Origin of the sequence: Ochrobactrum sp. SFR4, from assembly GCF_019730395.1 — a bacterium.
In the GTDB taxonomy this organism is placed as follows: domain Bacteria; phylum Pseudomonadota; class Alphaproteobacteria; order Rhizobiales; family Rhizobiaceae; genus Pseudochrobactrum.
The window spans coordinates 1-240 of the sequence record NZ_JAAPBB010001310.1 but is presented as its reverse complement, the minus strand read 5'-3'; the positions used below and the strand labels follow the sequence as shown (position 1 = coordinate 240).

The following is a 240-nucleotide window of genomic DNA, read 5'->3' as shown; positions in this document are numbered from 1 at the left end:
AAGTTTAGGCTTTATGGCGTTCAATCTTGTCTGCGCGGAACATATTACACAGTTGAGTCAGGTATCAAGCAAGACTGTGGCGATGCTTCTTTGGCTATGTTCGCAGCATATATCCAAGATACGAAACCTATTTGTGCGCCTTTAGCTCAAGGGAAAAATATTACTTATGTTTTTTGCTATGCGACTGTTGGGAAAAATAGGCTCGACTTAGCAAGTGTTATGATCACTTCGGGCTTCGCA

At 42.1% G+C, this 240-nt stretch carries 1 pseudogene; it reads left to right on the top strand.

Annotated features, from left to right (window positions below):
- Positions 1 to 240: pseudogene (locus HBA93_RS23260) on the top strand (thermonuclease family protein); the annotation flags it as partial.